At 56.3% G+C, this 26,142-nt stretch carries 27 protein-coding genes; 18 read left to right on the top strand and 9 right to left on the bottom strand.

All coding sequences use genetic code 11. The annotated features are described in order from the left end of the window. Positions 1-63 precede the first annotated feature (63 nt). Complete coding sequence (locus AC1RL4_RS10155; RefSeq protein WP_204125589.1) at positions 64-837, bottom strand: ABC transporter substrate-binding protein; 774 nt, start codon at positions 835-837, stop codon at positions 64-66. Positions 838-1,389: 552 nt separating this feature from the next. Continuing rightward, entirely contained in the window at positions 1,390-3,345 is a 1,956-nt protein-coding gene (gene acs, locus AC1RL4_RS10150; protein WP_019582878.1) for an acetate--CoA ligase, read from the bottom strand. 367 nt (positions 3,346-3,712) lie between these two features. On the opposite strand from acs, the gene AC1RL4_RS10145 reads away from it, so the two are divergent. From AC1RL4_RS10145 to AC1RL4_RS10110, 8 genes are all read left to right on the top strand, one after another. Beyond that, a complete protein-coding gene (locus AC1RL4_RS10145) occupies positions 3,713-3,976 on the top strand; it encodes a DUF2790 domain-containing protein (RefSeq protein ID WP_019582877.1) in 264 nt (87 codons plus the stop codon). Positions 3,977-4,159: 183 nt separating this feature from the next. Beyond that, positions 4,160-4,432, top strand: a complete 273-nt coding sequence (locus AC1RL4_RS10140) for a hypothetical protein (protein WP_028939372.1) — start codon at positions 4,160-4,162, stop codon at positions 4,430-4,432. A gap of 656 nt (positions 4,433-5,088) precedes the next feature. Then, positions 5,089-6,339 carry a ribonucleotide-diphosphate reductase subunit beta gene (locus tag AC1RL4_RS10135; protein WP_019582875.1) on the top strand — a complete coding sequence of 417 codons (1,251 nt, stop codon included), beginning with the start codon at positions 5,089-5,091 and terminating at the stop codon, positions 6,337-6,339. A 157-nt stretch (positions 6,340-6,496) separates the two neighbouring features. After that, positions 6,497-7,354, top strand: a complete 858-nt coding sequence (locus AC1RL4_RS10130; protein WP_230174739.1) for a sce7726 family protein — start codon at positions 6,497-6,499, stop codon at positions 7,352-7,354. 28 nt (positions 7,355-7,382) lie between these two features. After that, the gene (locus AC1RL4_RS10125) at positions 7,383-8,339 is read left to right on the top strand and encodes a sce7725 family protein (protein ID WP_493119593.1); all 957 of its coding nucleotides are present in this window, start codon (positions 7,383-7,385) and stop codon (positions 8,337-8,339) included. A 419-nt stretch (positions 8,340-8,758) separates the two neighbouring features. Then, positions 8,759-9,292, top strand: a complete 534-nt coding sequence (locus AC1RL4_RS10120) for a BRO-N domain-containing protein (protein WP_019651755.1) — start codon at positions 8,759-8,761, stop codon at positions 9,290-9,292. Positions 9,293-9,405: 113 nt separating this feature from the next. Continuing rightward, positions 9,406-10,119 (top strand): HNH endonuclease, encoded by a 714-nt coding sequence (locus tag AC1RL4_RS10115; protein WP_430954232.1) that lies wholly within the window; start codon positions 9,406-9,408, stop codon positions 10,117-10,119. A gap of 199 nt (positions 10,120-10,318) precedes the next feature. Then, positions 10,319-11,308, top strand: coding sequence for a hypothetical protein (locus AC1RL4_RS10110; RefSeq protein WP_230174743.1), 990 nt, complete (start codon positions 10,319-10,321; stop codon positions 11,306-11,308). 3 nt (positions 11,309-11,311) lie between these two features. Here AC1RL4_RS10110 and AC1RL4_RS10105 read toward each other — a convergent pair whose 3' ends face one another. Both AC1RL4_RS10105 and AC1RL4_RS10100 read right to left on the bottom strand, forming a co-directional pair. Then, positions 11,312-12,502, bottom strand: coding sequence for a hypothetical protein (locus AC1RL4_RS10105; RefSeq protein ID WP_230174745.1), 1,191 nt, complete (start codon positions 12,500-12,502; stop codon positions 11,312-11,314). 103 nt (positions 12,503-12,605) lie between these two features. Continuing rightward, entirely contained in the window at positions 12,606-13,436 is an 831-nt protein-coding gene (locus AC1RL4_RS10100; RefSeq protein WP_230174747.1) for a sulfite exporter TauE/SafE family protein, read from the bottom strand. 112 nt (positions 13,437-13,548) lie between these two features. On the opposite strand from AC1RL4_RS10100, the gene AC1RL4_RS10095 reads away from it, so the two are divergent. After that, the gene (locus AC1RL4_RS10095; RefSeq protein ID WP_230174749.1) at positions 13,549-14,316 is read left to right on the top strand and encodes an AraC family transcriptional regulator; all 768 of its coding nucleotides are present in this window, start codon (positions 13,549-13,551) and stop codon (positions 14,314-14,316) included. 59 nt (positions 14,317-14,375) lie between these two features. On the opposite strand, the gene bglX is transcribed toward AC1RL4_RS10095, so the two are convergent. Next, a complete protein-coding gene (gene bglX / locus AC1RL4_RS10090; RefSeq protein ID WP_230174751.1) occupies positions 14,376-16,739 on the bottom strand; it encodes a beta-glucosidase BglX in 2,364 nt (787 codons plus the stop codon). Between the two features lie 254 nt (positions 16,740-16,993). Between bglX and AC1RL4_RS10085 the strand changes: the two genes are divergently transcribed. Beyond that, complete coding sequence (locus AC1RL4_RS10085) at positions 16,994-17,311, top strand: helix-turn-helix domain-containing protein (RefSeq protein ID WP_018926408.1); 318 nt, start codon at positions 16,994-16,996, stop codon at positions 17,309-17,311. Positions 17,312-17,322: 11 nt separating this feature from the next. Further along, positions 17,323-17,517, top strand: coding sequence for an XRE family transcriptional regulator (locus AC1RL4_RS10080; protein WP_019581424.1), 195 nt, complete (start codon positions 17,323-17,325; stop codon positions 17,515-17,517). A gap of 44 nt (positions 17,518-17,561) precedes the next feature. On the opposite strand, the gene AC1RL4_RS10075 is transcribed toward AC1RL4_RS10080, so the two are convergent. After that, positions 17,562-18,620, bottom strand: coding sequence for an MBL fold metallo-hydrolase (locus AC1RL4_RS10075; RefSeq protein WP_019581425.1), 1,059 nt, complete (start codon positions 18,618-18,620; stop codon positions 17,562-17,564). A 215-nt stretch (positions 18,621-18,835) separates the two neighbouring features. Between AC1RL4_RS10075 and AC1RL4_RS10070 the strand changes: the two genes are divergently transcribed. Both AC1RL4_RS10070 and AC1RL4_RS10065 read left to right on the top strand, forming a co-directional pair. Further along, positions 18,836-19,444, top strand: coding sequence for a TetR/AcrR family transcriptional regulator (locus tag AC1RL4_RS10070; RefSeq protein WP_019581426.1), 609 nt, complete (start codon positions 18,836-18,838; stop codon positions 19,442-19,444). 140 nt (positions 19,445-19,584) lie between these two features. Further along, the gene (locus tag AC1RL4_RS10065) at positions 19,585-20,130 is read left to right on the top strand and encodes a DUF1003 domain-containing protein (protein ID WP_019581427.1); all 546 of its coding nucleotides are present in this window, start codon (positions 19,585-19,587) and stop codon (positions 20,128-20,130) included. Here the strand turns inward: AC1RL4_RS10065 and AC1RL4_RS10060 are convergent. Continuing rightward, positions 20,102-21,064 carry a LysR family transcriptional regulator gene (locus tag AC1RL4_RS10060; RefSeq protein WP_349746605.1) on the bottom strand — a complete coding sequence of 321 codons (963 nt, stop codon included), beginning with the start codon at positions 21,062-21,064 and terminating at the stop codon, positions 20,102-20,104. The two genes, AC1RL4_RS10065 and AC1RL4_RS10060, sit on opposite strands and share 29 nt — an antisense overlap. A 15-nt stretch (positions 21,065-21,079) precedes the next feature. Here AC1RL4_RS10060 and AC1RL4_RS10055 point away from each other — a divergent pair, with 15 nt between their 5' ends. Both AC1RL4_RS10055 and AC1RL4_RS10050 read left to right on the top strand, forming a co-directional pair. Next, positions 21,080-21,787 (top strand): CTP synthase C-terminal region-related (seleno)protein, encoded by a 708-nt coding sequence (locus AC1RL4_RS10055; protein ID WP_493119592.1) that lies wholly within the window; start codon positions 21,080-21,082, stop codon positions 21,785-21,787. Then, on the top strand, positions 21,784-22,107 hold the full coding sequence (locus tag AC1RL4_RS10050) for an antibiotic biosynthesis monooxygenase family protein (RefSeq protein WP_007934839.1): 324 nt from the start codon (positions 21,784-21,786) through the stop codon (positions 22,105-22,107). Before AC1RL4_RS10055 ends, AC1RL4_RS10050 begins: the two co-directional genes overlap by 4 nt. A 73-nt stretch (positions 22,108-22,180) precedes the next feature. Here AC1RL4_RS10050 and AC1RL4_RS10045 read toward each other — a convergent pair whose 3' ends face one another. Beyond that, positions 22,181-22,507 (bottom strand): DUF2025 family protein, encoded by a 327-nt coding sequence (locus AC1RL4_RS10045; protein ID WP_019581430.1) that lies wholly within the window; start codon positions 22,505-22,507, stop codon positions 22,181-22,183. A 236-nt stretch (positions 22,508-22,743) separates the two neighbouring features. Between AC1RL4_RS10045 and AC1RL4_RS10040 the strand changes: the two genes are divergently transcribed. The 3 genes from AC1RL4_RS10040 (at position 22,744) to AC1RL4_RS10030 (ending at position 25,668) form a co-directional block, all read left to right on the top strand. Beyond that, positions 22,744-23,871: a glycerophosphodiester phosphodiesterase gene (locus AC1RL4_RS10040; protein WP_019581431.1), complete on the top strand. Its 1,128-nt coding sequence runs from the start codon at positions 22,744-22,746 to the stop codon at positions 23,869-23,871. Between the two features lie 172 nt (positions 23,872-24,043). Further along, positions 24,044-24,349 (top strand): PepSY domain-containing protein, encoded by a 306-nt coding sequence (locus tag AC1RL4_RS10035; protein WP_007934833.1) that lies wholly within the window; start codon positions 24,044-24,046, stop codon positions 24,347-24,349. 158 nt (positions 24,350-24,507) lie between these two features. Then, entirely contained in the window at positions 24,508-25,668 is a 1,161-nt protein-coding gene (locus AC1RL4_RS10030) for a GAF domain-containing sensor histidine kinase (protein ID WP_433785428.1), read from the top strand. Here AC1RL4_RS10030 and AC1RL4_RS10025 read toward each other — a convergent pair. Beyond that, positions 25,665-26,099: a hypothetical protein gene (locus AC1RL4_RS10025; RefSeq protein ID WP_096480951.1), complete on the bottom strand. Its 435-nt coding sequence runs from the start codon at positions 26,097-26,099 to the stop codon at positions 25,665-25,667. The two genes, AC1RL4_RS10030 and AC1RL4_RS10025, sit on opposite strands and share 4 nt — an antisense overlap. Between the last annotated feature and the right edge of the window lie 43 nt (positions 26,100-26,142).

Raw genomic sequence — 26,142 nt, 5'->3', positions numbered from 1 at the left:
AAAAATGGCGCAAACCTCAGAGATCCTGTTGCTTGCGCCATTTCGGACTTGTTGCGGGGACGATTACTTGCCGTAGATATCGAAGGCGAAGTATTTGTCCTGGATTTGCTTGTACTTGCCGTTCTCGCGAATGGCCGCGATCGCGGTGTTGATCTTGTCTTTCAGCGCGTCGCCCTTGCGAACCGCGATCCCTACGCCGTCGCCGAAGTATTTGACGTCGGTGAAGGCCGGGCCAACGAAGGCGAAGCCCTTGCCGGCGTCGGTTTTCAGGAAGCCGTCATCCAGCAGGGTAGCGTCTGCCACGGTGCCGTCGAGGCGGCCAGCGGCCACGTCGAGGTAGATTTCGTTCTGCGAACCGTAAGGCTTGATCTCGGCACCCAGTGGGGCCAGGACTTCGCGGGCGAAACGCTCGTGGATCGAACCACGTTGCACGCCGATGTTCTTGCCCTTCAGCTCAGACAGGTTTTCGCTGACCTGAGTGCCGGCTTTCATAACCAGGCGAGCCGGGGTGTTGTAGTACTTGTTGGTGAAGTCCACGGACTTCTTGCGGTCTTCAGTGATCGACATGGACGACAGGATCGCGTCGATCTTGCGCACTTTGAGTGCCGGGATCAGGCCGTCGAACTCTTGCTCGACCCACTGGCACTTGACCTTCATCTCTTCGCACAGGGCGTTGCCGATGTCGTAGTCAAAACCCACGATGCTGCCGTCCGGTGCTTTGGAGGCGAACGGAGGGTAAGCCGCTTCGATACCGATTTTCAGAGGTTTTTCATCGGCGAATGTCGGCAGGGACAGCACGGACAGTGCCAGGGCGCCAAGCAGCACGAGTTTCTTCATCTTGGGACTCCATCGGTAAAGGGCAAAAACGGCAGAGTGAGCGACAGCCCAATATGCGAATGGTTAAACCAAAAAGCGGTGCTGCGTCCTAGGAACCGTACGCTGATTTCAACGCAGGCAACGACGAGCGAGTGATTGGCATTCTAACGACAGGCCAGAAGCCGATATTTCTTCAATGCGACAACAAATTACAGAAGCACCGAGAATGCCGCTTGGGCACGTTGACAGCCCTGCAATTTCATGCAAGAGCAAAAGACAGTGAACCGATCTATGTTGCAAATTGCGGGCCTATTATTGGCAAACCCTTCTAATCCGGCAAGCGTAGCGTTGTGTCTTATTTTTCATGGCGATTGAGAAGCCCTGAAACGGGGCTTTGCGTTTCCCATTGCCTCGTTATCGGGCGGGCGGTTACACATTCAGTTACTTGGAAGGTGATGGGTAACAGTGGGAAAGGGCCTACGGGGGAAGCCGATAATTATTGGTTGAAGATCAGTACGAAAAAGCCCCACCAGACTCAACACCTGGCAGGGCTTCGATGACTCCGAATGCTACTTATGCAACATTCATGGTCTTGTGTGTATCAATCAAATGCTGCACCACACCCGGATCGGCCAGGGTGGAGATATCGCCCAACCCGTCGTATTCCGCCGTAGCAATCTTGCGCAGAATCCGGCGCATGATCTTGCCCGAACGGGTTTTCGGCAGACCCGGCGCCCATTGAATGACATCCGGCGAGGCAATCGGGCCAATCTCTTTACGCACCCAGTTCTTCAGCTCCAGGCGCAGTTGCTCGCTCGTCTCTTCACCAGCGTTCAACGTGACGTAGACATAAATGCCCTGCCCCTTGATGTCGTGCGGCACACCCACCACCGCCGCTTCGGCGACTTTCGGGTGAGCGACCATCGCGCTTTCGATCTCGGCGGTGCCCATGCGGTGGCCAGAAACGTTAAGCACGTCATCCACGCGACCAGTGATCCAGTAGTAACCGTCTGCGTCACGACGCGCACCGTCACCGGTGAAGTACATGCCACGGAAAGTCTTGAAGTAGGTGTCGACGAAACGGTCATGGTCGCCATACAGCGTGCGCGCCTGGCCTGGCCACGAGTCGAGAATCACCAGGTTACCCTCGGCAACGCCTTCGATGATGTTACCCAGGTTATCCACCAGCGCCGGCACCACGCCGAAGAACGGCCGTGCTGCCGAGCCAGGTTTCAGCGCATGAGCACCCGGCAATGGGCTCATCATGTTGCCGCCTGTTTCGGTCTGCCACCAGGTATCCACGATCGGGCAACGGGACTGGCCGACATTCTTGTAGTACCAATCCCACGCTTCCGGGTTAATCGGCTCACCGACCGAACCCAACAGACGCAGGCTGCTGCCATCGGCACCTTCAACAGCGGCGGTGCCCGACGCCATCATCGCGCGGATCGCGGTCGGCGCGGTGTAGAGGATGTTGACCTTGTGCTTGTCGACAACCTTCGCCACCCGGGTGATGTCCGGATAGTTCGGCACGCCTTCGAACAGCAGCGTGGTCGCACCGTTGGCCAGCGGGCCGTAGACGATATAAGAATGGCCGGTGACCCAGCCGACGTCGGCGGTGCACCAGTAGATTTCACCCGGGCGGTAGTCGAACACGCGCTCATGGGTCATTGCCGCGTACAGCAAATAACCGCCAGTGGTGTGCTGCACGCCCTTCGGCTTGCCGGTGGAACCGGAGGTATAAAGGATGAACAGCGCTTCTTCGGCGCCCATTTCTTTTGGCGCGCAGACGGTGCCCGCCACTTTCATCAGGTCTTCGTACCAGATGTCGCGATGCTGGTTCCACTTGATGTCGCCGCCGGTGCGCTTGCACACGATGACTTTCTGAATGCTGCTGGTTTCCGGGTTGGTCAGGGCGTCGTCGACGTTGGCCTTGAGCGAGATCTTCTTGCCGGCACGAATGCCTTCGTCGGCGGTGATCACCACTTTGGATTTGCAGTCGATGATGCGACCGGCCAGGGCTTCCGGCGAGAAACCACCGAACACCACCGAGTGAATCGCGCCGATCCGGGCGCAGGCCAGCATGGCGACCACGGCTTCGGGGATCATCGGCATATAGATTGTCACCACGTCGCCGCGATGCACATCCTGGCCGCGCAAGGCGTTGGCGAACTTGCAGACTTGTTCGTGCAGTTCGCGGTAGGTGATGTTGCGGCTTTCGGCAGGGTCATCCCCTTCCCAAATAATCGCGACTTGATCGCCGCGCTCGGCCAGATGACGGTCGAGGCAGTTGTAGGAAACGTTCAGCGTGCCGTCGGCGAACCATTTGATGTCGACATGGTGATCGTCGAAGGACGTCTGCTTCACCGTGGTGAAAGGCTTGATCCAGTCGAGGCGCTTGGCTTGTTCGCGCCAGAAGCCGTCCGGGTTGACGACCGACTGCTGGTACATGGCCTTGTAAGTGGCCTCGTCAGTCAGCGTATTGGCTGCTACCTCGGGACGAACGGGATACAGAGAAGCCGCACTCATCTTTCTTACCTCGGTGGAATAGTTGTTTTTGTATGGCCCCAGTTGTAGCCGGGGCGGGCCTATAGAACCATTCGACGATGGTAGTAACAAGCCCCTACAAAATGTGGCTATACCGCGACGCGACGCTCAAACCCACTGTTTTAGGGGGTTCGACGATTATTACCAAATCTGCCAAAGGTGTTTATCAAAAGCACAGCTATATGCCCGTCATGCCCAGGCCTAAAATCGGTCTCGCCAACACGGCAATGTGATTAACCCAGTTGCAGCCCCCACGAAGGCAGTTAATCCAAGACTCTTTACTAAAGCTCCACACGCAATCCTAAAAAGATTGCGTGACCCCATTCGACCTCAGAAAGGTAAATTCGAAATGAAAGCTTTATTGGTTCTGGCCCTCAGCAGTCTGTGCGCAACCGCCATGGCAGACGAGGCCCCGACTGATGCCGCAAAACAACAACCCGTCGTCGAGGAATACACCTACTCCACCCACCTGGACATCGCCAAAGTCATCTCGATGAGCGAAGTCCCGAACGTCTGCGAAGTAGTCCCGGCCAAAATGGTCTACGACGACTCCAAAGGCCAGCGACACATTCTGCGTTACAGCGTCATGGGTAACGGCTGCTCCAACGGCTGATCCGCCCCACTTTTACCCCCTAAGGCTCGACCCATCCTTTTTAAGAGACCGATGAAGTGCCGAGCCTTACATCGATTAACTTGATTGTTTTTAGCATTTATTTGCTCTTTTTAATCAAATTATCTGGCGTAGTATGAATTCCACACCAAGGCACACAACGCCAACGAACCTGGAGCCACTACCATGAAAACCAAACTGATCCTCGCCCTGACCCTTTCCGTCCTGGCCGCCAACACCTTCGCCGCTGACGGCTACGACCGCACTGGCTCGGCTGCTTTCAACGATGCGGCTGTCGCTTCTGACGGTTACGACCACACCGGTTCCGCCTCTTTTGCGGCTGACGGCTTCGATCGTACGGGCGCTGCCAAAGTCGCTGCCGATGGCGCCGATCACATCGGTGCAGCCAAAGTTGCTGCTGATGGCTCTGACCGCGTGGGTGCCGCTCGTTTCAGCTGAAACCCGGCGCGACATCACAGCCCGACTTCGGTCGGGCTTAGTTGTGTCTGGAGTGGTTGAAAATCGACCAAAACCACAACATGTAGTGAAAAACATGGTTTTTTGGTTGTTTTTTGAGCAATGCTTTTCAAGCTCCCTTACAGCTCAATATTGCACACAATCTCGTCCACAAAACCCCGCCCATTGCTCTGCAAGCCCCGTCTTACCTGGCTTGCAACGTATCAGCCGCGCTTAACCGGGCGAACACCCTGATCTCACCGTCAAAAACCAGCCGAAACAGGCGAAAAAAAAACTTCCTCCGCCAAAGCCCTGTAAACCCTCGCTCCAACCTGAAAACGCCCCTCGCCAAGCCCTCCAGGTGCCATTTCGCCGCACCACGGGGCCGAAAATTTCCTTATAATGCGGACTTAAACGGGCCTGCAATATTCCCTTACAGGGGTGAAAAGCCAGTCTGAAGCCCACGCAGAGCGGTTCACGCTTTCTGCGCCCATCAGCGGCTTCGGAACACCCGTACAAAATTCTGTTTATTGCCTGCGTTGTACTGCTGCAACAAACGATTTCCTTTAGATCCAACGCGGCCAGAACCGGCCGTGTGAAAAACCAACCTATCAGTTTTCACACGGGCAATCTGGCCCTCACGCAGGAGACGACACGTCATGCTGAGCTGGGACGAATTCGACAAAGAAGATGACGGCGAAGCCGCTGTAAAAGGCGCCAATGCCGGCCACGCTTCTGAAGCCAACATGGACCGCCTCGACAGCGCCGGTGGTGCCGCCGCTCAAGAGGCCCGCGCCGTGACCGCGACGGACTCCGCCGCGATCGCCCGCGCCAAGGCTGCCCTGGATTCCCTCGACGTCGCCGAAGGCCTCGCCGAACTGGAAGGCGCCTCTGCCCGTGTAGCTGTCGATGAAAAGCGCATGATCAACTGCCGCGCCGACCTCAACCAGCTCGTGCCATTCAAATACGACTGGGCATGGCAGAAGTACCTGGACGGCTGCGCAAACCACTGGATGCCGCAAGAAGTCAACATGACCGCCGACATCGCCCTCTGGAAAAACCCGGAAGGCCTGACCGACGACGAGCGCCGCATCGTGATGCGCAACCTCGGCTTCTTCTCCACCGCCGACTCCCTGGTTGCCAACAACCTGGTCCTGGCCGTGTACCGCCTGATCACCAACCCGGAATGCCGCCAGTACATCCTGCGCCAGGCCTTCGAAGAGGCGATCCACACCCACGCCTACCAGTACTGCATCGAATCGTTGGCCATGGATGAAGGCGAGATCTTCAACATGTACCACGAGATCCCATCGGTCGCGAAAAAAGCCACCTGGGGCCTGAAATACACCCGTTCGATCTCCGATCCGAAGTTCGAAACCGGCACCGTCGAAACCGACAAAGAGCTGCTGCGCAACCTGATCGCCTACTACTGCGTTCTGGAAGGCATCTTCTTCTACTGCGGCTTCACCCAAATCCTCTCCATGGGCCGCCGCAACAAAATGACCGGCGTCGCCGAGCAGTTCCAGTACATCCTGCGCGACGAATCCATGCACCTGAACTTCGGCATCGACGTGATCAACCAGATCAAAATCGAAAACCCGCATTTGTGGGATGCTGAGATGAAGGAAGAGGCTTCGCAGATGATTCTGCAGGGCACTCAGCTGGAGATCGAATACGCTCGGGATACCATGCCTCGTGGGGTGTTGGGCATGAATGCGGCGATGATGGAGGATTACCTGAAGTTCATCGCTAACCGTCGTCTGTCGCAGATTGGGTTGAAGGAAGAGTATCCGGGGACTACGAACCCGTTCCCTTGGATGAGCGAGATTATGGACTTGAAGAAAGAGAAGAACTTCTTTGAGACTCGGGTTATTGAGTATCAGACTGGTGGGGCGTTGAGCTGGGATTGATTCGATGCTCCGCTGAAACACCGCAAGGGCTACCACTGGTAGCCCTTTTTTTTAGATTTTCGATTCAATAGAACCAGCTCGTCGACTCCACCCTTATCTCTTCAATTCTCACCTGCTAGACTGCTCTCGCATCATCACCATTTTTTCGGAATTCGGCATGCAACCTGATATAGATCACGCACGATTCCTAGCAAGGATTCTCAACCGTACAACATTTACGTCGCTTGCCCGTGGAGAGGATCCACGCGACATTTTCAAACTCTACCTAGACAAAGTCGACCGCATACACATCAGAACAGCTAATGACTTATATGCTTATGCCTACAACTCAATTCAAAAAAACTATAGAAATGAATACATATATAAATCTGCTATCGCGGACCGCATAATCTTTGGCCGACACAGCCCAAACTCATCAGCACTTTCCATAGAGTTACCAGTAGGAAGCTCTATTATAGACGCCGCTGTATTCAATGGAACATCCACAGCGTACGAGATAAAGACCGAATTCGACAGCCCAAGAAGATTAACCTCTCAAACACCAGATTACACAAAAGCCTTTGACAAGATATACATCGTCACACACCCACAACAAGCAAAACGCTATGCTGAAAAAGCCGACACACACATTGGAGTATTATCACTAACTTCAAAAGGAAGCCTTTCAGAAATAAAACCAGCAACCAGCAACATTAAAAATATTGATCAAAAAATCATATTTAGAATGTTGCGAAAAGATGAATATCTACCAGCACTCGAAAAAATAACAGGAAAAAAAATCCAACTACCCAATGGCATAATAAGAAACCATTGTGAAAAAATATTCTTAGAGATTGAGAAACAGGCAGCGCACAAACTTTATATAGATGCAATGCGCCAACGGACAACCAGACCTGAAACTGTAGACTTCATGAGGAGCCTTCCTAGCCATTTAAGGGTTCTCGGATACGCCTCTCCTCTGTCAAGACCTCAGAGAGCTCGGTTACTTACGGCACTTGAGGAAAAACTTAATTAGCCACACATTCATCAGCAAGGAAAGCAATATGTATAGCCCGTATCTTTACGCACGCGCATCAGAATTACTAGCTCTAAGATTCCTGATCAGTGAAAAGACAGACTTGACAGGACTGTTACCGATATTAGAGCCGGTAACTTCCGACACTAGTGGCATACATCGCTGCATGGACGCCTTTGGAAACGATAAAAAACCCTTAATAGTCGTTACAAACCCAAACCAGCACCAATATTTAAATAGCCCAGCAACGCAGGCAAACCTTGTCAAAAACAGTCAAAATCTATTCAACAGCCATTCAACTCTATTACCAGGTTACTGCATAGGATCCACAACCACGCAAAGCGATGTAGCTGCGTTCCTAAACCAGTATCCAAGTAAAAACGTCGCACTCCTTTACAACAACCCGGCTCTTAGCGAAGTAGAAATACAGACAAACGCCACTCTTAATCAAGTTTCATTTCATGTAATTCTTAATGACAAAATTTCCGCCGCGCAGCTGTCTAAAATACCAAAAAACAAAGCCATAATTACACAAGACTTTTTCAACAAGCTTGACCGCAACGCAGATTACAGTGGAAAAGAGTTTTTTACGGATAAACACAAAGCCGTAGGAAAAGATTTCTGTGCAATTGGTGACTACACCATCACAGGAAAAAAACTCGAAATGGGTGGCGGAAAACCTGGCGCCGTGGCAAGCCATATAATCTATAAAAACTCTAACACTTCAGATATCTGGATTGAGCACTTTGTATCAGATGAAACTGATAGAAACGTCAGTGACGCAGAAACAAAATTCTTAGAGATGGCGCGCAAACTTGTCCGCCAAGTAAGAAGCTTACCAGCCGAGTTCGGTTGGAACAGTAGCTTGAAAGCCTACGACGACCATGTAAAACAGAGCACATGGTCAGGACTGCCAAAAAACAAAGAATATCAAATAAAACATCACATCCAACTCATGCTTGATGTTTTAAATAAAAGACTATAAACAAAAAAGCCGAGCGATTAAAAATCGCTCGGACTACAGGTCGTATGTTTATTTCAGAGTATTCGATAATAAATCTAGCTCTTGACCACGAGAACAAATGCCCATAGGCTTTTGTCTCCGGCGCCTAAGAAACGCCTCAAGTAGCGGCCTGACCGCTCCCGAAAGATGCGGCTTTTTTGTGCCTATAGATTTCTCGTGGGCGTAAAACACCTCTGCTATGCCGGGAGTGGGCTAATACAAGACCCGAAAGGGGAATATGTCCGGCCTTCTACTTGGGGTTTCTTAACTCCCGGCGCCTTAGCCCTAAGAAAGCTATCAAGTAGAGGTAATGGATATGCCTAAGATTTTTCGCTTCTCATTGAAGGAAATCACCTACAGCTTTACTGCTGAATTTACGCCTCCACACCAGGAGGTCGATCATGTCTGATCCCATCCCCCCCACAGTTTTTAATCGTCACAACCTTTCCCTTCACGCCCTCCTCCTTGAAAACCAGCCGTGGTTCTGTGCCCGCGATATCGGCCGCATGATGGGTGTCCATCTGAGCGATCGTATGGTCAACAAGCTAGATAAAGATCAGCACCGCATCCTGTGGATCGAATATTACCGACAACCCGAAAAACAGCTGATGCTCAGCGAATCTGGTGTGTATGCGCTGTTGGTGTATCACTACGTCCCAGGGAATCGACTGCTGCGTGAGTGGCTAACCCATCAGGTTGTGCCGGCATTACGCGACGCGGAACAGTACGAGAACACAGATCGACCGATGTTGAGTCTGTTGGATTGGCCGGAAATGTCGTTGAGTCTGCTGCATTGGCGGGATGAAGGTTGGATTCGGCTACGAGATATGCCTTACCTGCTGAACGATCCGAGCCAAGGGCGAGCTAGGGCGGCGAAACCTTGGTGGCGGAGGGTCGCGCAAGTATTCCAGTCTTCAAAGCACTCGATGGGTTAGAGCTGTGGTTGTAGGATCATGCGAGATCCGTCGCGATTTTCTGTAGGAGTTTTCGTAGACAGCTGTGATGGCCACTCAGTATCGTCCGAGGGTTAACCACCCTCGGCGACTCTATGGATACGAAAAAGGAACAAAAAGGCTGGACCAATGACGAATTGGAAGCATCGGTCGACGCCTATCTCGCGATTCAAGCGAGATATCCAAACGATGAGAAATTCAACAAGTCTGCGGAGCACAAGCTTCTGCAGAATGGCGTGCTAGCTAATCGCAATACCAAATCGATCGACTATCGCCTGCAAAACATCTCGGCTCTCTTTGATGAGCTGGGACTGAAACCAATTGTCCATTACAAGCCGAAAGTGAACATTGGCTCGGGAATAGCCGCACGCCTGACCAAAATTTTAGAGGCCAAAGGCCTTTTGGCTCAGAGCACCGATCTACCTTCTACCGAGGGTGGAGTTCGAAATCGACACATTACGCCAGCTAAAGCACAGAATTTCGTAGACGTCCCAGAAGATGATTCAGCACCTCAACAAGGGGTCACAGTTACCCGGTATTTTGTCCGAAATTCAAAAATAAAAGGTTGGATTCTAGAAAATGCTAAAGGAATTTGTGAGGCCTGTGATCAACCAGGTCCATTCGAAATGGATGGAAAACCATACCTTGAGGTTCATCACGTTAGACACCTGGCACAGCAGGGTAAGGATCGCAAAAATAATACTGTTGCGCTCTGTCCGAATTGCCATCGGCGCTGCCACTACTCGAGCGACCGAGAGGAATTCACTGATTCGCTTTATAAAAAAGTGAAGCGGTTAAAGCGACAGTAAGACCTATGCCCAGCAGAACCTGTGGTGAGGGATATAGCCCTGCGAGATGCGTTTCTGCAGTGTTAGCGCCAGATCAGAGGTTTGGTTGATTCCACCAATCGCCAGTAAGCTGGACCCGCATCATCCTAGAAACAATCAGTGCAACCCGCCCCGCCTCCCGCTATTAATACCCTTCCCCACTCAAGGACCCGAGCCCGCCATGAAATTCGACCTCGCCTACTGCCTCAGCCTCGACGACAAGCTGTCGATCTATGACGTGCGCGATTTGAATTTCGACGAAACCATGGAGTTCGATTCCGCCAAGGAGCATTTCCAGTGCCCCAACGATGCCTGCCGTTCGGCGTTTGATACGACCAACGTGCTGGGAACATTCAACGCCAAGAATGTGAATTACGTGCGTACGCCGCACTTCAAGAACATGCCCAGCACGCGGCATGTGGCGGATTGTCCTTATGTCAGTCTGAAGACGCCGGCGTCGGGTCTGGAGGCGGACGGGGCGGAATCGGATGACGGTCGGGAGGAGCATTTTCCGTCGGAGTTGTTGCTGACTCGGCGTGAGTATGTGCGTAAGCCTGCGAGCCCGGCGGTGGCGGCGGATGTTATGCGGGATGACCCGACACCCAGCTCAGCGGCCAATAACGTCGAGCAGCCAAGCCGGGAGTCGGCGCCGGACAAGACCAGTGTCTTCGCCCATCCCGTTGAGTGTTTTGTGTCGAACTTCGCGGACAAGGAGCTGCTCAAGCGCATGCCGCTGAAGATTGGCGAGCACACGGCGCCCTATGGATCGTTCTTCAAGAAGATCGAGTACCTGCAGGACAACAAGGGGCTGATTTACTGGGGCAAGATCAAGGAGATCAAGGATTACACCCAGAGCTTTCGCATCGATTTCGAACAGAAGGTCTGGTTCAAGCAAGCGGACGAGGCGAAGAAGAAGCCTTATTCGGTGAACGTTTATTTGAGCAAGAAGCTGATCGACAACTACCGCAAACGCAAAGCGTTTCTGGAGGAGATCAAGCACGCCGTCGACAGTGATGCCGAGTTGTATTGCTTCTTTTATGGCGTGACGCCGGAGTTGAAGCAGGTGCCGAGCAAGAAAAACCCCGAACAGACGTTCGGGGTGTTCAGTGCCAACATCGAGAACCTGGATCACTTCATTATTCGTGAAGCGCCGGGGTTGGCAGCAGGCTAAGGATTAGTTGCGAGGCAGTTCGAGTTTGACCGCGCCGGGATGTTGCTTGACCACGGCGTACGGCAGCACTGACCAGCCCGGGTCATCGCAATTACGTTGTACGCGGGCGAAGTACGGTCCCAGGTACAGGCCTTTGGCGGTGAAGTGCCAGTTGGAATAACCCCAAACGCTTTCGTCGGTGTAGTCGCAGCTGTCCTCGTCCGCCGGCTTCTGCATTTCCTCGGGGTACAGCGCGGCGAATTGCTTGATCAGCCAGGGTACGAACACTTCGCGCTGATAGGTGAATCGTGCCTTGCTCTCTTCCTCGGTCAAGGATGTATCGCTCGCGCCGTCGCGGTCGGCGTGCAGCAGCGGCTTGCCGTTGCCAACCCACAGCACGTCTTCCAGCGACAGGTTATGGCCGGTGTGAACGTCGAGGTTGATCGGCGAATTGCCAAAGTCCGGGTGAGCGCCGCCGCAGCTGTAGCTGGTGGAGATGTTCAGGCTGACCACATCGGGCGACAGGAATTGGGGGGCGACGCCTTGGTCGAACTCGGCAAATTCCCCACCTCCCAGCAAGCAGCCGTGGTAGTTGATGACTTCGCTCCAGAGCCGCTCCAACAATTGCTGATTGATCCGCTGCTGGTCAGCTTTCGGGTAGCCGGACTCGACGCTGAACATGGAGAGACCGGACGCGGGCTCCGTCCACCATTGCAGGTCGTAGCCCATGAAGGACTCTTTCTTGCCCGGTTTGAGTTTCAAGCCTTGCAGGCGCAGATATTCGTAAGGGTCGCTTTTCGGCAGCGCAGCGATGAAGGGCAAGGCGCCTGCTGCCGGTGCCGGGAGCTTGGCCTCGGTCAATTGCATTTGCAGAACCTTGCCCTTGGGGCTTTTCCATTCGCCTTGCCAGCCGTTGGCCGCTTCTTGCAACTTCAGGGTTGCCAGGGGTTTGTCTTCGCTGTAGCGGCTGTCGCCTTCGGTCAGCGTCAGGGTCTCTTCTTGCAGCGAGCCGCTCAGCTCCAGGTCGCGATGGTATTTCTCATAGAAGTAGCGGCCGGTAACTTCGTCCGGCTGGTTGGTGTTGAGTTCCAGCACGATCGGCATCTTGCCCAGGGTGCCGGTGAACACTCGTCTCCCGTCCTCGGCATGAGCAGTGGAACACAGCATGAGTAACAGCGTGGCAACTGGCGCCAGGCGTAACAATCCTTTGAACATTGATCGATCCCTGAATGAGTCGGAAGCCGCGCCGGGCAGATTGCATGCGGCGCAGGTTGAACGGGGGACGGATTATGGCGAGGTTGCAGGGGAGAATCGAGCCTCATTGCGCGCCCCACTTCGTCGCCATGCTGAGCATCACCACCACCAGCAAACCAATATAAACCCGGGCATGCACCCGATCCGGTATCCGCCCGATCCACGGCGTCGCCAGCCGAATCCCCACCAGCGACCCAACCGTCAGCAGCGTAAACGCCAACACATCCACATAACCGACAAACCACGGCCCCAGATCAAACTCGGTAAACCCGGCCATCGCCATATAGGTCAGCGTTCCGGCCACCGCAACGGGCAGGCTCAGCGGATTAGCCATGGACGTCGCCTGGGACATACTCAGCCCACAACGGCGTAATAACGGCACGGTCATGACGCTACCACCCACCCCAAGAAACGTGGCGATAGCGCCAATTCCCACACCGCCGCCAGACACTTCTGCCCCGCCCAATCGCCGTGGGACTTCGATGTAGGACTGTGTAAGAAAACCGCGTCTGAAAAAGCAGTCCAGAATGGTCACGCCCAGGTAAACGATGAAGGCAAACCGGATCAGCTCTCCACTCGCCCACATCGCGGCAATAGCTCCGACGATCGCGCCCAGGCCGATGAACCCACCCAACGGCCACAGATAATGGCGGATGAGATTGCCCGCGTGATGATGTTTTCTGGTGGCGATCAGTGCATTGACGATCATCACGCAGGTCGAGGTGGCTACGGCAATGTGCATCGCCGATTGGCCGATGGGATCGTCGATGCCATGGCTGGCCGTGAGCATGCGGTACAGCAAGGGCACGACGACGAAGCCGCCGCCGAAGCCGAACAGCACGGCGGTGACGCCGGTCATGCAGCCGAAGAGTGTCAGCAAGAGGTAGAAGAACATCGCGCATCGTCCGTGGGTTGAGAGTGGCCGACGATAGAGCGACGGGGCTTGGCCTGCTTCAGCAAGTCAGCCAATAATGTTTGTGTTTACGCCAATCGCTGGGTGCCGCTCGATGCGCAATGTTTCGATTGATCTGCTGGACGACACGCCACGGCCGGTGGTGGCCATCGGTACGGATTATCCCGACGGTCATCGGTTGCCGCGCCATACCCATCGGCGGGCGCAGTTGTTGTATGGCGCCACGGGGGTGATGCAGGTGAGCACGCTGGACGGTAATTGGGTGGTGCCGCCGCAGCGGGCGGTGTGGATTCCGCCGGGGGTGGCGCATGAGGTGTTGATGCTGGGGGTGAGCACCCGCAGTGTGTATATCGAACCGGGGGCGGTTGATCTGGGCAATCGTTGCCAGGTGATCAGTGTTTCGCCGTTGATGCGGCATTTGTTGATGGAGGCGGTGGAGGTTGCGCTGGAGTATGACGAGGCCGGGCGCGATGGGGCGCTGATCGACTTGTTGCTGCATGAACTGGCGCGCAGTGCTCCTCTGCCGTTGCACATTCCGCTGCCTGTGGATTCGCGGCTGCTCGGGTTGTGTCAGACGTTTCTCCGGCAACCGAACGCTCACCAATCGCCGCAGCAATGGGCCGATCAGTTGCACATCAGTTTGCGTACGTTCAATCGTCTGTTCCGCCAACAAACCGGGCTGAGTTTCAGCCAATGGCGGCAGCGGGCCTGCGTGGTGCTGGCCTTGGCGCGGTTGGCGGTGGACACACCGGTGACGCGCATTGCCCTGGATTTTGGCTATGAAAGCCCGGCGGCGTTTTCGACCATGTTTCGTCGTGTGCTGGGGCAGGCACCGTCCGTTTGGTTGGAAGGGGTGAAATGACCCCGTAGGAGCGAGGCTTGCCCGCGAAGAATGCAACGCGGTATTTCAGGGATTACGCATCATCGTTCTTCGTGGGCAAGTCGGATCGCCGCACCGCTCGCGTCTACAGGTTCTGCACCAGGCGCATGATTGTCTTGACTGGCTTGTTCTGACAGCAATTCAAAGCTCTGCTCCTTCACATCCTGGGAATCCAGGCCGATTTGCACCCGGAACTCACCCGGCTCGGCGACGTATTCCAACTGGCTGTTGAAGAACTTCAAGTCGTTCTCGTCAATGCTGAAGTGCACCGCTTTCTCCTCGCCGGCCTTGAGCATGATTTTTTGAAAGTTCTTCAGTTCCTTGACCGGACGGGCGACGGAGGCAACGACATCGCGGATATACAGCTGAACCACCGTTTCGCCGTCACGCTGGCCGGTATTTTTCACCATGATGCTGGCGACGAGGTTGTCGGTCTTGTTCAGCGTGGTCGAAGACAGGGCCATGTCGGTCAGGCTGAAATCGGTATAGCTCAGCCCATAGCCGAAGGGGTAAAGCGGCCCATAGGATTGATCGAAATATTGCGACGTGTAGTTGCGAAGCGCACCCGGCAGGTACGGACGGCCGGTGTTCAGGTGGCTGTAGTAATTGGGGATCTGCCCCACGGAGCGTGGAAAGGTGATGGGTAATTTGCCGGACGGGTTGTAGTCACCGAACAATACATCGGCAACGGCATTGCCTCCCTCGGAGCCGCTGTACCAGGTTTCCAGGATCGCATCGGCCTGTTTCTGCTCCTTGCCGATGGACAGCGGCCGACCGTTCATCAACACCAGTACCAGCGGCTTGCCGGTGGCTTTCAGGGCGGTGATCAATTCACTCTGGCGCCCAGGCAGATCGAGGCTGGTTCGACTGGCCGCTTCATGGGACATGCTGCGAGGCTCTCCCACCACGGCAATCACAACATCGGCTTGCTGTGCAGCCTTGACTGCTTCGTCAATCATTTCTGCTGACGGACGAGGGTCGTTGGCGATTTCGGACACGCCCTGGTATTCCAAGTATTTAACAACCTCCTGATCCTCCTCGAGATTGGCACCTCGGGCATAGATCAGCGAGCCCTGGTTCATCGCGTTTTTCAGCCCGTCGTAGATCGTCACCGATTGCGCAGGCACACCGCTCGCGGACCAACTGCCCATGATGTCGACGGCACTTTTTGCCAACGGGCCGATGAGCGCGATCGTGCCTTGTTTTTTCAGCGGCAATAGCCCGTTTTCATTCTTCAGCAGCACCAGTGTCTTGCGTGCCACTTCACGGGCCTGCGCTCTGTGCAGACGGTTTTCGGCGTTGTTATCAGCAGCACTCTCACTGGCAGCGCCGAGGCGCCGGTAAGGGTCTTCGAATAGCCCCATGTCGTACTTGGCACCCAGCACCTCGCGCACCGCGTCATCAATATCGCTCTGGGAAATGGCGCCAGACTCAAGCAGCCCTGGCAACTCCGGCCCATAGGAGGAGTCGTTCATGCTCATATCAATGCCGGCCCTGATGGCGAGCCTGGCCGCGTCGCGAGGATTCCTCGCAACACCGTGCTGAACCAGATCGGTGACCCCGTTATGGTCGCTGATGACCAGTCCCTTGAAGCCCCACGCTTTGCGAAGCAGGTCCTGCATCAACCATCTATTGGCCGCCGCCGGCACGCCATTTACCGAGTTAAGCGCCGCCATGACGGCTCCCGCGCCCCCCTCGATCGCCGAACGATAAGGTGGCAAGTAGTCCTGGTACATTCGGGCCAGGCCCATGTCGACGCTGTTGTAGTCGCGCCCTCCTTCGACAGCCCCATACAACGCAAAGTGTTTGGCGCTGGACATGATGCTGTCGGGCGCGCTCAAGCTCTGGCCCTGGTAGGCCTGGACCATCACTCTGGCAATGCGTGAAACCAGATAGGTGTCTTCACCGAAGCCTTCGGATGTGCGCCCCCAGCGAGGATCACGGGCGACATCGATCATCGGTGCGAAGGTCATATCGATACCGTCCTCACTGGCTTCTTTCGCCGCCGTTCGACCGCTCAACTCGATGGCGTCCATATCCCAACTGGAGGCCAAGGCCAGGCCGATGGGGAAAATGGTTCGATGACCGTGTATCACGTCCCAACCGAAAAACATCGGTATCTTCAGGCGGCTTTGTTGAGCCGCGTCCTGCATGGGGCGGTTTACATAACGGCTCACAGAGCCATACGTCCCCCCGATTCGCCCGGCAGTGATCTCCTGGCAGATTTTTTCGGGCGTCATCTTTTCATCGATAGCGATCAGCCGCAGTTGGCCGACTTTTTCGTCGAGGGTCATCTGATTGATGAGGTTGGTGACAAAGGCATCTTTGTTTGGCGATGCCGTATCGGCCAGGACCGGCAGAGTAGTAAAGCTGATCAGGGCACATAGCAGACGTAGTCTTTTCATGATTCCCTTCCCCGCATAACGCTGTGGCGCACTGCTTTTGAAACGCCACCTTTCCGGCATTGAAGATCAGAAGGCTGACGTTCAATCATTTGGAGCTTTCAGGAAACCGCCTAGAGACAGCGTAGTCGGTCCAACGCCCCTGCCTGAGCGAAAAAAGACAATCGATCAAAAAATGAGTTTGATCCGGGCGCAAAACAACTGTACAAAAACACAGTACATTTTCGAATCGCCACGCTCGATCCCCGGAGAAAACCATGGCCTCTCTTGCAATGAAAATCACCCTGGAACGTATCGCCCTCTTCCAGTTCACCCCTGCCCACTGCGCCCAGGCCCGAGCGATGCTGGGTTGGAGTGTGGAAGAGTTGTCCGAGGAATCCGGGGTTTCCGTTGACGCCATCCAGCGATTCGAGGCGCAGCGTAATGTGCTGGATGTCACGCGGCTGGCGTTGGCGTATCGGTTTGAATCGCAAGGCCTGGTGTTCTTCCCGGGGTTTGCACCGGGCCGAGGGATGAATGTGAAAGGGTCCACACCGAATCCGGTGGGGCGGGCGGATTATGCGATGGTTGAGTGAGGTTGCAGCAGATGCGGGCCAAAGCCGAACACGTTATGAAAATAGGCATGCTCCTCGAAACCGGTCGGCTGAGTCAGGCTGATGCTGCCCATAGGCTCGGATTGTCTGAGGAGGAACTGAACGAAATACTCCGTGGAGAATTTTGCGATCTGACCGTGGCAAAAATCTCGGAATATACAAAGCCGTTACTGGACGAACGCAGCTGAAAAGTCCGGGGCGCTTGCACCGCAAGCGCCCCGGCAGCACAACATCAAGCGTTCTGCACTGTCGCCTGATCGCTTACATCTTCCACACCCAACCACCACGCGCCACCACTCTGCGGATACATCACGTTGAACGCCTCGCCCATTTGCGGTGTGGTGATCGATACGTTCCGTTCCCAGGCCAGCGCCAGAATACGGTCGAAAGGTTCGTACCAGGCGTGCATCGACAGGTCGAAGGTGCCGTTGTGGATCGGCAGCAACCAGCGCCCTTTAAGGTCGATGTGCGCTTGCAGGGTTTGCTCGGGCTGCATGTGCACGTGAGGCCACTCGACGTTGTAGGCGCCGGTTTCCATGAGCGTCAGGTCGAACGGGCCGTACTGCTCGCCGATGCGTTTGAAGCCATCGAAGTAGCCGCTGTCGCCACTGAAGAAGATCCGCGTGTCGCCGTCGATCATCACCCACGATGCCCAAAGGGTGCTGTTACCGTCGAACAGCCCGCGACCGGAAAAGTGCTGCGAAGGTGTGGCTACGAATTGAAGGCCATCGACCTCGGTGCCCTGCCACCAATCCAGCTGGCGCACTTTGCTGGCGTCGATGCCCCACTTGATCAGGGTGTCACCCACGCCCAGGGGCGTGAGGAAGTAGCGGGTCTTGTCCGCCAGTTTGAGTACGGCCTGATAATCGAGGTGGTCGTAGTGATCGTGGGACAGGATCACCGCTTCAATCGGCGGCAGGTCTTCGAGGCTGATCGGCGGCTGGTGGAAACGCTTGGGGCCGGCCCATTGCACGGGCGAAGCGCGTTCGGCGAAGACCGGGTCGGTGATCCAGAACTTGTCCTGCAGCTTGAGCAGAAGCGTGGAATGGCCCAGGCGATAGACACTGTGGTTAGGCGCGGCAATCAACGCCGCCTGGGTCAGGGTTTGCACCGGAACGGGAGCTGACGGCCGGGTGTCGTGCGGTTTGTTGAAGATAAAGTTCCACAGGATGCGCAAGGTTTTGCGAAAGCCTTCGCGCTGCACCGGCACATGGTTTCGGTACTGCCCTTGAGCCTGTCGGGACGCTTCAGGCGTTGAAGCGTTGTTCGCTGGGGAAGTTGAAGTGTCCATGACTGAATGACTCCAGAAAAACCGCACAATCGACGATTTTCCGCTTGGGACGATTTATGGCCAAGGCACGCACGCATCAGCCGAAGATTCAATTTCTCACTGTGCAGGATTAACAAAACATTACACTGCACAGTGTAGTTTCTAGGTTGCATCAAAGCCGATCACAAGTAAACTACCAAGTGTAATTCTCCACTTCTTCCTGCCGAAACGTACTTATGACAGCTCCACAGCGCCTCACCGACCGAAAACGCGAAGCCATCATCCAGGCGGCGATTGCCGAATTCCGTGCCAACGGTTTCGACATCACCAGCATGGACAAGATCGCCGCCACCGCCGGCGTGTCGAAGCGCACGGTGTACAACCACTTCCCGAGCAAGGAAGAGTTGTTTGCCGAAATCCTCAATCAGTTATGGACTCGAGTAACGGCCGAACAGGAAACGGCCTACCGCCACGACCTGCCCCTGCGCGATCAGCTGCGCCTGATGTTGCAGGCAAAATTGCAGATGCTGGCCGATGATAATTTTCTCGACTTGGCGCGGGTGGCGATTGCCGCCACCATCCACTCTCCCGAGCGTGCGCAGAACATGGTTGCCCGAATGGGTGAGCGCGAAGAAAGTTTGACCGTGTGGATTCGCGCCGCCCAGGCCGATGGCCGCCTGAAACAGGTCGAGCCTGAGTTCGCCGCGCAACAGATCCATGGGTTGCTCAAGTCCTTTGCGTTCTGGCCGCAGATCTCCATGGGCCAATCGGGCCTGTCGCCCGACATGCAGCACACCGTTGTGGAGTCGGCGCTGGACATGTTCCTGGCGTGTTATGCGTGCTGAATCAAGCTGCAAAAAATGACAATGTCCGCCGTTTTATCGCTGATCGGTCGCTCTGAATAAGAACCCGGTAATGTGTTTCTGAATGAGACTGACGCTGGAGCTATAGTGAGCCTCAGTCCCCGCCCCCTTCAGAGAGCATCATGAGCACTCCGACCCACGAAACCGAAACCGAAATCACCGGCCCCGTCGATCACCTGCGCTTCCATCGCCCTCACGCGCACCTGGCACCTACTTTCGGTACCGACCGTTTTGCCCTGCGCGCCGAGGCTTTTGCGCGGTTCTTCGGCACGCCGACCTTCCTTGGCGCCCAGACCTTGGTGGTGGTGATCTGGATTTGCCTGAACCTGTCCGGCGTAACCCAATTCGATGTGTACCCCTTCATCCTGCTCAACCTGGCGTTCAGCCTGCAGGCAGCCTATGCCGCGCCGTTGATTCTGCTGGCCCAGACGCGTCAGGCCGCGCGGGACAAAGCCCAGTCAGACGCCGATGCGCGACATCGTGAAGCCTTGGCCATCGCCAACAGTGAACGTCAGGCCCAGGCCGCGCGGAACACTGCGCAACTGAAGGAGTTGCTGGAGCAAAATACCCGGCTCACCGAAATCACCAAGACCCTGACCGAACGCATCGAAAGCCTGACGTCGGAAATGCATCAACACTTCATCGGCAAGGAGCCACCGAAGGTTTGATCCGGAGCGCCCGCCCCAACTCGTCGAACAACGTCACCACCGAGCGCAACGCGCGGCAGTCCGGGCGGGTCAGCAGCCACAGCGCGGTGTCGTAACCGTGCAGGGGCTCGGTCAATGGCTGCAGTCCTTCACCGATCAAAAAGTCCGGCAACGCCGCGACACCCAGTCCCGCCCGCACCAACTCGGTCACCGACAACATGCTATTGCAGCGATAACCGGGTGTTACGCCAGGCAACTGCTGACGCCGCCAGGCGACAGTGGGGTGATCGGGCAGAAAGTCATCGGGGGCGATCCAGGTCAATGAGGCCAGGTCGTGGGATTCGACCGATTGCAGATAGGCCGCGCTGGCACAGACCCGGTAGGAAATGTCTGCCAATCGCCGGCCAACCAGATGCTCGGGCGGGGTACGGGTCAACCGCAAGGCGATGTCGGCGTCGCGGCGGCTGAGGTTGGCGAAGTCGTTGGAGGTGCAGAGTTCAATAGTCAGTGCCGGGTAAGACGGCATGAACCGCGCCAGTGCCGGCAGCAGCAGACTTTGCAGGACCGAATCGGTACAGGTCAGGCGCACGGTGCCGCTGATGATTTCACCACCCTGCTCCACGCCAATGCGCGCCGCCTCCAGTGCTTGTTCGGCGCGTTCAGCCTGCTCGGCCAGGGTCTGAGCCAACGTGGTAGGCAGGTAACCAGCGCGGCTCTTTTCGAACAGTTGCTGGCCCAGCGCGGCTTCGAGTCGACGGACCGCGCGAAACACCGTCGACACGTCGACCTTCAACAACGCCGAAGCCCGGGCCAGAGAGCCGCCGCGCACTAAAGCGAGGATCAGCGACAGGTCGGGATAGTCCAGCCGATAGTGCGTCGATGCATTGATCACTTGGGATAACGCCAATATTGATTGCGTGAACGCCAATTTATAGTCGGTGCCGGAAATCAACAAGCGTCGAGATCACTCATGGAAACCAACGCCATCCGCATTGCCCTGATCGGTGACTACGATCCACAGGTCACCGCCCACCAAGCCATCCCCGTCGCCCTCGGCATGGCCGCCGAACACACTGGCCAGAACGTTCAGTTTCAATGGCTGGCCACCGACCACATCACCGCCGATACGCCACTGGATGAGTTCGATGGTTTCTGGTGCGTACCCGCCAGCCCTTATCGCGACATGGATGGCGCGTTACGGGCGATCCGCTTTGCCCGCGAGCAGCAGCGACCGTTCCTCGGCACGTGCGGCGGTTTTCAGCATGCGGTGCTGGAATTCGCCCGCAACGTATTGGGCTGGGAAGATGCCGAACACGGCGAGACATCGCCCGACTCGACGCGGGCGTTACTCACGCCGCTGACCTGTGCGCTGGTGGAAGCCGTCGACAGCATTCATTTGGTTGAAGGCTCGTTGATCGCCAAGGCGTACGAAAATGCGGAGATTCGTGAAGGCTATCGCTGCCGTTACGGTGTGAATCCCGAGTTTGAACGGCAGCTGCTGACGCGACAGTTGCACGCGGTTGGCCACGATTCGGCGGGGGATCTGCGGGCATTGGAGCTGCAGGATCATCCATTCTTTGTCGCAACGCTGTTTCAGCCGGAACGGGCCGCGCTTAAAGGCCTGCTGCCGCCATTGGTCAAGGCGTTGATCGAGGCCTGTGTGAGGCAAAAATCATGATCGCCCAGACACCTGCAGCACCTTACTACGCAGTGATTTTCACCTCGCTGCGCACCGAAGGCGATCACGGTTACGAACAGGCCGCCGAACGCATGGTGGAGCTGGCCCGTGAGCAACCCGGCTTCCTGGGCGTGGAATCGGCCCGGGGCGCGGATGGGCTCGGGATTACGGTGTCCTACTGGGCCAGCGAAGCGGCGATCCTGGCCTGGAAGCATCATCCCGAACACAGCGCGATTCGTGAGCGCGGGCGATCGACCTGGTATTCGGCGTGTCATACGCGGGTGTGCAAGGTTGAGCGGGCCTATGCGTTCAATCAGTGAATGACCCGGTGATTCTGGAGACCGTCTTCGCGGGCTTGCCCGCGAAGACGCCAGAACAGCCACCACAAAACCCTCACCCCCGCACCAAACTCCTCACCGCCGTAATCTGCGGCACGTCCTGTCGATTCATGTACACCCGCAACGGCTCGGTGATGTTGATCCGGTCGTCGATGTTCTGGTCCAGCAGCAACTGAATCAGTTCGCGCTTGAGCGTCATGGTCTGCTCGGGGCCGGGTGCCCAGACGAACTCACTGGTAGGGATGATGCCGTCGTCGGCTACGTCCATGCCGAAAGCGTCTTCACTGAAGCGCACGATGTACTGGCCGGTTTTGCGATTAAGACCGACGAAGCCTTTGAGTTGGTCGGCGGCCTGGCAAATGAGCTGGGAAGTGATGCGCATGGTAAACCTCACAAAAGGTCGCTAAGGACCGGTGATCGATGGTTTACACGCAGGGCAAGTGAACGGGTTTCCCTCTGCCGGGGAAACTGCAGGTGTGAAGATTACTGCAAAGAGCCGCACAAAAGCGTCGAAGAAATCTTCTTTAAACACGTTTATGTCGGTCTGGTGATAGCACAAGCGGCGCTCAGTTGTTAAAAGATACGTCTTTGAACACTCATCGCAAAAGGACTTCGAGCATGCCTGTCTCCTTCACTAAAAGCGCCCTGCTGCTGAGCCTGATGCTCGGCCTCGGCCAGGCACAGGCCACCAGCGAGCCAAGCCCCAGCGCACTGGCAACCCGCCTGGGCATTCCGCACCCGGCGGTGATCGCCCACCGTGGCGCCTCTTTCGATGCACCAGAATCCACCGCCGCAGCCTACAAACTGGCTCGCGACCTGGGCGCCGACTACCTGGAAATGGACCTGCAACGCAGCAAGGATGGTGTGCTGTTCGCCCTGCACGACAACAACCTGCAACGCACCACCGACGTCGCTACCAAATTCCCTGAGCGCAAGGACAGCCCGGCCAACGAATTCACCATCGCCGAACTGAAAACCCTGGATGCCGGCAGCTGGTTCAATACGGCGTACCCGGATCGCGCCCGTCCGGGCTACGTGGGTCTGAAGATCCTGACCCTGGACGAAATCATCGACATCGCCCAAGGCAATCCGCTGCACAAGCCTGGCCTGTACATCGAAACCAAAGAGCCAAAGCAGTTTCCCGGCATCGAGCGCGATCTCAAGGATAAATTGCAGGACCGTGGCTGGCTGAGCCCGACGGGTTCCAAACTGGCAAAAAGTAATCTGGCGGTCGGCCAGGGGAAAGGCAAAGTCGTGCTGCAAACCTTCGAGAAGAGCAGCCTCGAACTGCTCGAGAAGGAGATGCCGCAAGTGCCGAAAATCCTGCTGTTGTGGGTCGGCGAAGGCAGCATCGAGCCGAAATCCAAAGTGACGTTTGCTGAGTCCGGAGACAAGGACAAAGCGACTTACTACGCCAAACAGGAACCGAAAGACAAAGCCGAATTCCAGCAATGGGTCGAGTACGCCAAGTCCCAGGGCGCTATCGGCACCGGGCCTTCTGCCGCGCTGACCAAGGGCGGCGATCAGAGCTATTCGGACCTGGTGAAACCGTGGATGAACCAGTTCACCCACGATCAGGGCATGCTGGTGCACGTCTACACCATCGACGATGCCGTGGATTATCAGAAAGTGACGGATGCCGGTGTCGACGGCATCTTCACCAATCGCGCCAGCGAACTGCTGAAGTTCTACAAGCGCCCGGCGGCGGCGAGTGTTGCGCAGTTGTTGCAGAACAACGGGTACTGATTGGCGCCAGGCACTGCACCGCGTCGTCCCCATCGCGGGCAAGCCACGCTCCCACAAGGTCTGCGCAAAACCTGTGAGAGCGTGGTTGCCCGCGATTGTTTTTTTAAGGGTGAATTAAGTTGTGCTGTTTAACCTGATCCCACTTAAACAGCTCCTCCAAGGAAAGAACTTGATGAAAACCTTAACTGCCCTGTTCACCGCCGCTGCCCTGACTCTCACCGCTGGCCTGGCCCAGGCTGACGTTCGCGTCGACCAGATCCCCGAGTTGGTCAAAAGCGGCAAGATCAAACCCCTGGAAGAAATGAACCAGGCCGCGCTGAAGTTGCACCCGGGCGCCACGATTACCGATACCGACCTGGATAACCACTTCAACGGTTACGAATATGAAGTGGAACTGCGTCTGGCTGACAACACCGAATGGGACGTGGACTTCGATGCCGCGACTGGCAAGGTCCTGAGCAACAAACAAGACAAGTGATTCAACTACAAAAAGCCGCACGACCTTCGGGTCGTGCGGCTTTTTTGCGTTCGGCGTAAGGCAAATCGCTGCAGTGATGAACGAAGTCGCGCCCTTTTGCGCAGGCCCGCTAGAATCCCTCAACACCACTCAGCATGTTGAAGCAGAGAACCACGGATATGGGGCAAACAGCGGCAGCAGACATCGCCACGATCAGCCGGATCAGCGCGGTGCCAGCAGTTCTTCAGGTGATAGGTGAGTTGACCGGTTTGCGGTTCGCGGCGGTGGCCCGCGTCATCGAAAACACCTGGATCGCCTGCGCGGTGCTCGATCGACTGGATTACGGCGTGCAAGTGGGCGATGAACTGCAGCTGGTCTCCACGCTGAGCGACGAAATTCGCCGGGGCCAACAGTCGGTGGTCATCGACAAGGTCAGTGAAGACCCGCTCAGCCGCGATCATCCCTTCGAAAGCTACATCGCCGTGCCGATACTTCGCACCGATGGACGCTTCTTCGGCACCCTCTGCGCTCTCGATCCTGATCCTGCGCCGCTCAAGTCCAGCACGATCCGGAGCACCATGGAATCGTTCGCCCGGATGCTGGCGCTGCAGATCGAAACCGAAGAAAACCTGCAACGGACCGAAGCGGCGTCGATCAAGGAACGCAAAACCACTGAGCTGCGCGAGCAGTTCATCGCCGTGCTCGGTCATGATCTGCGCAACCCCTTGTTCGCCATCAGCGCCGGTGCCGAAATGCTCCTGCGCAAAGTCAAAGACCCAGCGAATGAGCAACGGGCGCGACATATCCTCACCAGCGCCCGGCGTGCGACCAAACTGGTCGACGACGTACTGGACTTCGCGCGCGGGTCATTGGGTCGCGGCATCCCGGTGAATATCGAGCCGTGCCCGGATTTGGGGGATGTGCTGCGGCATGTGATCGCCGAGATCCAGAGCATTCACCCCAAGCGCATTATTCAGTCGTCGATTGGCGACCTGAGCGACATTCACTGCGATCGCGAACGGGTCGCGCAGTTGCTGTCCAACCTGCTGGCGAATGCCGTTGTCCACGGAGATCCCGACGGCGCGGTCGAGGTCAGTGCGCAGGTCAAGAACGGGCACTTCGTGTTGAGCGTGAAAAACCAGGGGCTGATTGCCGAAGATGCACTGCCGCACCTGTTCCAGCCCTACTCGCGACCGACCGGTGGAACACCGCAGGCCGGCCTCGGGTTGGGGTTGTACATCGCCAGTCAGATTGCACAGTCCCATGGCGGCAAACTGGAGGTGGAATCGACCGAGCCGCAGGGCACGACGTTTACCTTCAGCTTGCCCCCCAGGACTTAAGCGGTGGTGCTGACCACCGAACCCGACGTACTGCCACCCTCATCCTGCAACGCCTGCAACAACGCCGCCGTCACCGTCTGCATCGAAGCCGACGTGGCCGCAATTTGCGATTGAGCCGCTGCGACTTCCGCGGCCTTGGCTTCGCTGCTTTGCTGCTTGGCCTGCGCCGCTTGCAGTTGCTGCTGTTGCTCCTGCAATTGCTTTTGCAGTTCGGCGAGCTGCTTGCGCAGTTCTTTCACCGTATCGGACTCACTGCTGCTGGAACTGCTTTCGCTCGACGCGGCTGCGCCGCCAGCGGCAGCCTTGGTGGTGTCACTGGAGGTCTCGGTGGATGCCGCGACGGTGCTGTCTTCGGTGCTGTCGCTGATCGAAACCTGGCTTGAAGAGGTCGACAGGGTCTGGTTGATTGAAACGGAGCTGATGCTGACCATGGGCGTTATCCAATATGCAGTTTGGGTAACTTCCGTCATCGTC

Source organism: Pseudomonas sp. GW822-FHT07A10, assembly GCF_058798795.1.
Note: the sequence above shows the minus strand (reverse complement) of the source record. Positions and strands in the feature narration are given on the sequence as shown.